Raw genomic sequence first — 6,000 nt, forward strand, 5'->3', positions numbered from 1 at the left:
TATATATCAAAAGGGGGTGTACGCGTACACCCCCTTTTTGAATCGAATATATCACTCTAGGTCTAACCCTTTTTCATTCAATTTATGAGAAGTCACAGCAATTACAAACTTTCCATCATCCAAATCTTTTTTATGAGAGGTCAGTTCCTCTGTGGGAATACCTAAATTTGTTGCACGATCTTCTTCATTTGAGTAATTTTGCACCACAAAAAATTTCTTTAATTTATCTAAAAAAGAATCCTGCTGGGCCCCTCCAGTCATATCTTCCTGAGTGACTTTATCTTGGTCAGCAGCAGATAGCTTATCCACGTTTACATTCGTTCTATAAGCTAGATTGCCCGCTGCGGTCTCTTGATTAGTTAGAACTGTAATTTCATTATCCTCATACCCTATCATTCTTAATTTCTCAATTCTAGTTAATGTTTCTTCCGGCGACTCATATACACCTATAACACTTTTACTCATAGAGCTTTCCTCCTTCATTAAGATCTTTTCTCCTTACTTTTTATGTACCCGCTATTCTACCCTTATTAACAATAGATCCATAGTTAATTGATTTAATCCCATATTCTAGGTCGATCAACCTCCATGATCCTCAAATACTGTAAGAGTTGTCCAGCGTGTACGGATTCATGATAGCCTATCCGCATCAACATATCCCCTAAAGAACGAATATAACCAACATCTGAACGGTCTATTTGAATGTTAGTTAAATCTTCTTCAGAAAAAGTAGTAACCATGTCTAAAAATTGTTGGTGGTAGGATGCTGCAAACTCCAATTCATCCTTTATAGATTGTAAGGGTCTTTTTTCAAAAGGAGAATCAAATTCCTTTAAGCTGCCCAAATTTTCGATAGCTAGATAATAATAGTATTCTGACTCCAAGACATGACGAACCATTTCTATGCATGTCATAGCTTCTTTATCTGGCTTCCAATCAAGTTTATCATCAGGAATTGCTTGCCAAACCTTTATACTTCTTCTTCTAATCTCTTTTATATTTAATACTATTGCATCTGTTCCATTCATTTCCATCCCTCCTCTTATCATCATTTTACATCATTTCCCCAAAACAAAGAGGTGAATTTTCAACTAAACTTATTTCAAATATTCATGGTCCTTATGCTGAGTATAATAACTTTCATCCTTTAAGTAGTGAATATATTGGTCATTCTCACATCTCTTTTAAAACAGCACGCTGAGGCTATGTTACAATGTAATTATAAGGAAAAAGAGGTGAATATAGTTATGTTAACAGCGATAGTTATAACTGTTTCTATTTTAGGTTTAGCGTGGAGTGTTGGACAAAGAAAGCAATATCAGTAACTTTATAGATTGTCTGTATGTAGAATTGAGATGGTTATAAATGAGTAAAAGAAATATTTTAGTCAAATTAATGTTCTTTTTAGGATCATTTTCTATAACAATTTTTGGATTTATTTTAAAACAAGGATTAACCGCATTGCTTTTATCTGCTGTCTTTATCATCTTGGCAGGTTTCTTAATGAAAACTGAAGTTACAAAAACAGGCTCTAAGAGAACTTAAAGCCTGTTTACTTACCTTTCTTCCTTAAAATCCTTTTTTATATTTCAAAACGTTTTCTTTAAATCATCATAAAAAAACATCGTTAGAAAATCTAGTATGGTAACACCAGCTGAAAATGTACCCAAATCTAAAAACAGTCCTGCAAATACAAGAATGATTCCGATAATAAAACCAGAGTCTGATAAATCCTCACTCTTTTTTCGATCGATTCCTATTTTGCTTTGAAAAGATTGATCCCCTTTAATCAATTCATCCAACGTCACATTATAAAGTTCGCTTAACTTAATAAGGTTCTCAATATCAGGATACCCTTTATTATTTTCCCACTTATAGACAGCTTGTCTAGATACATTCATTTTCCCAGCTAATTCTTTCCTGGACATCTTTTTCTCTTCGCTTCACTTCTGCAGCTGTTCCCCTAAATTCACCTTCATCACCTCTAAGGCTTAGCTTACAATGAATATGTAAAAAATTCCATAAACGCTTAGTAACAAGCTGTAAACCATTGGTTAACACAGCAGGTATTAGTACTAATCACTATACATGTCCTCATTTAACAAATAAAAAAAGCTAGCATAAAGCTAACTTTTTTAAGTTAGAGATAAAGGCAGGCTAATAATTAGCAACCGCCAAATCCTCCCCAACAAGCACAGCCAATAATGATTAATAAGATAAACAGCACGATAATTAAAGCAAAACCACTGCCACCGCCGTAACCGCAGCCGCCGCCATAACCATAGCCACAACCTCCGCCATAACCGCCAAAGAACATAAACTTCACCTCCTTCTCGTTCATACATTTAGCATATGATGAAAAACGAAATTTGCTCCCCGAACTGGATAGACTACGTTTTATATCACTATAAATAAAAAATAATAACCTTTTAGTTTCTTTTACATACAATGAAGCATCCTCAGATCCCATATATGAGTTTTACTCCCTCTGCAATAGATTGTTTGAATTCCGCCCAATCAGTTCTATTGCGTATAAAAGCAACCCCGCACAACCTAGAATAAAAAAGTCTTTCTCAAATTAGAGAAAGACTTTTTTATTGTTATTAATAGCCAAATCCGCGGCCGTAACAGCTGCATCCAATAATGACAAGAAGAATAAACAGGACAACTAATAAAGCAAAACCAGAACCTGCTCCACCATAACTAGACATGCAAACACCTCTTTTCGTGGTATTTAACTAAAGGAAAAAACTTTAAATATACATGGGTTAAGGTATTATATGTAGACATAGCTCATATCGATTGGATTTTGGTCAAAAATAGGCTACTTTGTTTAACGATAGCTAAATAACATCCTAAATTTCACATAGTAAAAACCCTTCATTGTTAAAATGAAGGGGCTTTTTTGGCTATCAGCACCAAGGACGAGGTCTAGGAGGGCAGCTTGGAGCACAAAAATGGTGATGCGTTTCTTGATATAGAACGGATTCTGTATGAGGGAATGAGTGCATATATTTATAATTTTTTTGATAAACATTTGTGGTATGACTAGGGTGCATCACTGGTACAAACACATCTTGACCAGTAAAAGATGTATTTTGTTTAACTGGGTCATACTGAGCAGGCATGGTTTGAGGAGGCACTTGGCCACAAGGTTTAGCTTGAGGATAACCGCAGCTGCCTTGCTGAGGATACATAGCCCCTTGATAACCACCGTAATTAGAGTGCTGATAAGGATAGTTGTTTCTCATATTAAAAATCTTCTCCTTTCTGTTAGTAGACTCCTATTACTGTATGTGAAACAACCATAGAATGTTTGGACAAATACCTAAAAAAGACCCTAATTATTTAGGGTCTTTTCTACTAAGAGAAAAAGAAACGTGTATCCTTAGTAACATAGCTATGAGACTAAGAAATAGAAGTTTTTTTAATGTCCATTATTCCTCAAGATTAACATCCATCGCTGCGTTATCAATATTATTTAAAATGGTTTTGTTTTTATCGTCTAATTCATTACGTAAAAGTGAATTACGCGTCGCTTCGTATAAATCGTAGCTTCTTTCGTCAACTGGAGAATTATGATCTTCACATATCATCTTTTCTGATTCTTTGGATTGATCTGCCATATCAGTCACCTCCTCTGTGTAGTATGTGAGTTGATTAGAAAAAACATAAGAATTTTATCTGGCCACCGTTGGGTAAGGTTTAATCAACGGTTGGCTGTTTCTGTATATTGTGTTTACATATGACCTAATATTAGGTGGACACAACCGTTTCTTGAGCATGCTTTTGAATGATTTCTGGAACTTCCAGCAATGAATTAACAGTTAGCAATTTACCTTTTGGCGCAACATCAATTTTAACTTGGTTGTAGCTCCACTCCAGTTCAGAAGGTACGTGAATCGCATGTATTCCAGCTTCTACTGCCGGCCTTATATCGGTTTTTAATGAATTGCCAATCATCCAAGTCTTTTTTGGATCGTACTTAATTTGGTTTAGTATTTCTTTTAATGCACATGTATCTTTTTGTTCAGAAATAAATACCCTTTTTTCAAAGTATTTAGCTAGCTCTAGCTGAACAATTTTTCTACCTTGATTTTCCTCGTCTCCACCTGTGTGCAAGTAGAGATCATGTCCTTGTTCTTTAAGCTTATCTAATACTTCATACATATTTGGCAAAGGCTCTATCGGTACTTCAAATACACTTTGACCAATTTTTTTGACTCTTTCAACTCTATCGTCATGGATATCTTGATGATTTTGTTCATTAAAAAATAAATAAGTGTCTACTAATGATTCTGGAAAACGGGAAGAGTGAAGGCCATGCTTTTCGATACTTTTTAAATCTATCTCTAACTGCTTTTGTTTTATTTCTTCCTTAGTCAGATTCTCAAACCATCCCTGCAATTGAGCCACAAAAGCATTTATGGTGTCTCTAAAATATTTATTACAGTGAACAAGCGTATCGTCTAAATTAAAAAGTAAGGTTTGCTTCTGCATTTCGTTAAATCCTTTCTACAATGGATGTACAGACAGTATATATGAAAAAACACTAACCATTTTTGTTACCTACTCACACCTAAAACTAAGATAAAATCTCCAATACGTTAGGAATAAGCAGTTGATTTACTATACTGAAATGAGAATATTTAGTGGAAAGACCCTTCTAGCGTATAAAATAGAAGGATCTTTTTATAAGATAAAAAGCTGCAGGATATTCCTGCTAATAAATATAACGTTCAAAATGTTTTCTATTCATGTTGGTTTTGAACGTAGAGGTACTCAGTCCTGAACGATTTATTAGCGGTTGGCTGCCTTCGCCTTCTTTAGGTATATTCATTTCAAGACCTTGTATAGTGAAAGGATCATACATATACGTTGTTCGTTCAGTTTCTGTGTGCGACATTAACTTCACCTCTATTAATAGCCCTCATTTTTTCAAATCATGTTAACTCGTTTACAGCAGGTTCTTTAATGAAAATATCTGCGTTTCATAGGTCTTTTCGCTTAAAAAGATCCGCCGTTTTCTACTTTTTTTATTAAGTTGTAATTTCTTGTGGATCTTCGCCTTCAAGGTCAGTGAAGAAATTTTCTAAGGTTTCCCTCGGATCAAGAGCACGCCCATCTTCTTCGACAATACGGTTAAGCGTAGGGTCATTATTGCTATCTTTATTTTTATAGTTGTTATAATCAACTCTTTCTGCAATTCCTGAATTATCAACGCCTGTAAAGTCTTTCTTTGGCATAAAAACACCTCCTAGCCCTATTGTTTGAAAATTTGAAGATAAAATAAGTGGAAGGTTAAGTTATATTTTTATTTCCCGAGAATTAATTAGATATTTGTTGCAAAGAGCCATGTACAACATGCTTAATTGTTTTACGAACTGGGGAAACTAAAGCGTCAAAACTTACTTTACTGAGGAGGAATATAAGTGGAAGGAAATCCAAGCACAAGACAGTTTCAGGATGATTTAAAGCAGTATCAAATGCCAGATTCAGTAAAACAACAAAAATCTGGAACTTATCGAGTTGGATTTGAATCAAACACTGGAATTGAAAAAGTACAGAATCAGCAAGAAGGAAAAGAAAAGAAATAAGCTTGATCAATTTATACTTTTACATGACGAGGAGGGCATCCCATGGATCAACAAAAAATGTTAGCAAATGAATTAAGTAACATGCTTACAGAAAATAAGCTGCCGATTACAATTGAAGAAGATATCCATGAAATCTGCAGAGGTTTACAATCAGGTGAAATCAGCGTGAATGATTTGAAGGAAAAAGATCCTTTTGTTGTAAATGCAGTTCAAGAAGCAATGGATAGAATCAATAAACCTAACTCTTAAAATAGATATAAAAAGCAATCCTTTGAGGCAGCTTTTTGAATATTGATCGTTTTCATCAAGCAAAAGACTAACTCTTTATGGGACTGACCCCTGATTTCGAGACAGGGATCAAAACACCTTTTAAACAGCCAGTTGTCGGTATTGTACCGGTGAC

13 protein-coding genes are annotated in these 6,000 nt (G+C 34.7%); 3 read left to right on the forward strand and 10 right to left on the reverse strand.

Annotation, left to right across the window (positions count from 1 at the left end; all coding sequences use genetic code 11):
* Positions 1–51 precede the first annotated feature (51 nt).
* Positions 52–465 (reverse strand): general stress protein, encoded by a 414-nt coding sequence (locus ACFX4G_RS24115; protein WP_097823102.1) that lies wholly within the window; start codon positions 463–465, stop codon positions 52–54.
* Positions 466–557: 92 nt separating this feature from the next.
* Positions 558–1,028, reverse strand: coding sequence for a DinB family protein (locus tag ACFX4G_RS24120; protein ID WP_097823103.1), 471 nt, complete (start codon positions 1,026–1,028; stop codon positions 558–560).
* A gap of 337 nt (positions 1,029–1,365) precedes the next feature.
* Between ACFX4G_RS24120 and ACFX4G_RS24125 the strand changes: the two genes are divergently transcribed.
* Positions 1,366–1,545 carry a hypothetical protein gene (locus ACFX4G_RS24125; RefSeq protein ID WP_162214785.1) on the forward strand — a complete coding sequence of 60 codons (180 nt, stop codon included), beginning with the start codon at positions 1,366–1,368 and terminating at the stop codon, positions 1,543–1,545.
* A 44-nt stretch (positions 1,546–1,589) separates the two neighbouring features.
* Here the strand turns inward: ACFX4G_RS24125 and ACFX4G_RS24130 are convergent, their stop codons facing one another.
* The 8 genes from ACFX4G_RS24130 to ACFX4G_RS24165 form a co-directional block, all read right to left on the reverse strand.
* Entirely contained in the window at positions 1,590–1,928 is a 339-nt protein-coding gene (locus ACFX4G_RS24130) for a helix-turn-helix domain-containing protein (RefSeq protein WP_377577464.1), read from the reverse strand.
* 236 nt (positions 1,929–2,164) lie between these two features.
* Positions 2,165–2,317, reverse strand: coding sequence for a YjcZ family sporulation protein (locus tag ACFX4G_RS24135; protein ID WP_013058439.1), 153 nt, complete (start codon positions 2,315–2,317; stop codon positions 2,165–2,167).
* Positions 2,318–2,603: 286 nt separating this feature from the next.
* A complete protein-coding gene (locus tag ACFX4G_RS24140) occupies positions 2,604–2,711 on the reverse strand; it encodes a YjcZ family sporulation protein (protein WP_016766356.1) in 108 nt (35 codons plus the stop codon).
* A gap of 201 nt (positions 2,712–2,912) precedes the next feature.
* The gene (locus ACFX4G_RS24145) at positions 2,913–3,251 is read right to left on the reverse strand and encodes a CotD family spore coat protein (protein WP_377577467.1); all 339 of its coding nucleotides are present in this window, start codon (positions 3,249–3,251) and stop codon (positions 2,913–2,915) included.
* Between the two features lie 186 nt (positions 3,252–3,437).
* Entirely contained in the window at positions 3,438–3,626 is a 189-nt protein-coding gene (locus ACFX4G_RS24150; protein ID WP_013058440.1) for a hypothetical protein, read from the reverse strand.
* A gap of 130 nt (positions 3,627–3,756) precedes the next feature.
* A complete protein-coding gene (locus ACFX4G_RS24155; RefSeq protein ID WP_377577470.1) occupies positions 3,757–4,500 on the reverse strand; it encodes an HAD family hydrolase in 744 nt (247 codons plus the stop codon).
* Between the two features lie 223 nt (positions 4,501–4,723).
* Complete coding sequence (locus tag ACFX4G_RS24160) at positions 4,724–4,906, reverse strand: hypothetical protein (protein WP_025749972.1); 183 nt, start codon at positions 4,904–4,906, stop codon at positions 4,724–4,726.
* A gap of 133 nt (positions 4,907–5,039) precedes the next feature.
* Positions 5,040–5,246 carry a hypothetical protein gene (locus ACFX4G_RS24165; protein ID WP_025749973.1) on the reverse strand — a complete coding sequence of 69 codons (207 nt, stop codon included), beginning with the start codon at positions 5,244–5,246 and terminating at the stop codon, positions 5,040–5,042.
* A gap of 186 nt (positions 5,247–5,432) precedes the next feature.
* Between ACFX4G_RS24165 and ACFX4G_RS24170 the strand changes: the two genes are divergently transcribed.
* A complete protein-coding gene (locus ACFX4G_RS24170) occupies positions 5,433–5,597 on the forward strand; it encodes a hypothetical protein (RefSeq protein WP_016766361.1) in 165 nt (54 codons plus the stop codon).
* 42 nt (positions 5,598–5,639) lie between these two features.
* Complete coding sequence (locus ACFX4G_RS24175) at positions 5,640–5,846, forward strand: hypothetical protein (protein WP_016766362.1); 207 nt, start codon at positions 5,640–5,642, stop codon at positions 5,844–5,846.
* The last annotated feature ends 154 nt before the right edge of the window (positions 5,847–6,000 follow it).

Source organism: Priestia sp. YIM B13486 (genome assembly GCF_042787865.1).
GTDB classification, from domain to species: Bacteria; Bacillota; Bacilli; order Bacillales; family Bacillaceae_H; genus Priestia; species Priestia megaterium.

Excerpts from the sequence above, each read along its gene's own strand:
- ACFX4G_RS24115 (WP_097823102.1), bottom strand. The coding sequence starts at position 465 with ATGAGTAAAAGTGTTATAGGTGTATATGAGTCGCCGGAAGAAACATTA.
- ACFX4G_RS24130 (WP_377577464.1), bottom strand. The coding sequence starts at position 1,928 with ATGTCCAGGAAAGAATTAGCTGGGAAAATGAATGTATCTAGACAAGCT.
- ACFX4G_RS24165 (WP_025749973.1), bottom strand. The coding sequence starts at position 5,246 with ATGCCAAAGAAAGACTTTACAGGCGTTGATAATTCAGGAATTGCAGAA.
- ACFX4G_RS24135 (WP_013058439.1), bottom strand. The coding sequence starts at position 2,317 with ATGTTCTTTGGCGGTTATGGCGGAGGTTGTGGCTATGGTTATGGCGGC.
- ACFX4G_RS24160 (WP_025749972.1), bottom strand. The coding sequence starts at position 4,906 with ATGTCGCACACAGAAACTGAACGAACAACGTATATGTATGATCCTTTC.
- ACFX4G_RS24120 (WP_097823103.1), bottom strand. The coding sequence starts at position 1,028 with ATGAATGGAACAGATGCAATAGTATTAAATATAAAAGAGATTAGAAGA.
- ACFX4G_RS24145 (WP_377577467.1), bottom strand. The coding sequence starts at position 3,251 with ATGAGAAACAACTATCCTTATCAGCACTCTAATTACGGTGGTTATCAA.
- ACFX4G_RS24140 (WP_016766356.1), bottom strand. The coding sequence starts at position 2,711 with ATGTCTAGTTATGGTGGAGCAGGTTCTGGTTTTGCTTTATTAGTTGTC.
- ACFX4G_RS24155 (WP_377577470.1), bottom strand. The coding sequence starts at position 4,500 with ATGCAGAAGCAAACCTTACTTTTTAATTTAGACGATACGCTTGTTCAC.
- ACFX4G_RS24175 (WP_016766362.1), top strand. The coding sequence starts at position 5,640 with ATGGATCAACAAAAAATGTTAGCAAATGAATTAAGTAACATGCTTACA.
- ACFX4G_RS24125 (WP_162214785.1), top strand. The coding sequence starts at position 1,366 with ATGAGTAAAAGAAATATTTTAGTCAAATTAATGTTCTTTTTAGGATCA.
- ACFX4G_RS24150 (WP_013058440.1), bottom strand. The coding sequence starts at position 3,626 with ATGGCAGATCAATCCAAAGAATCAGAAAAGATGATATGTGAAGATCAT.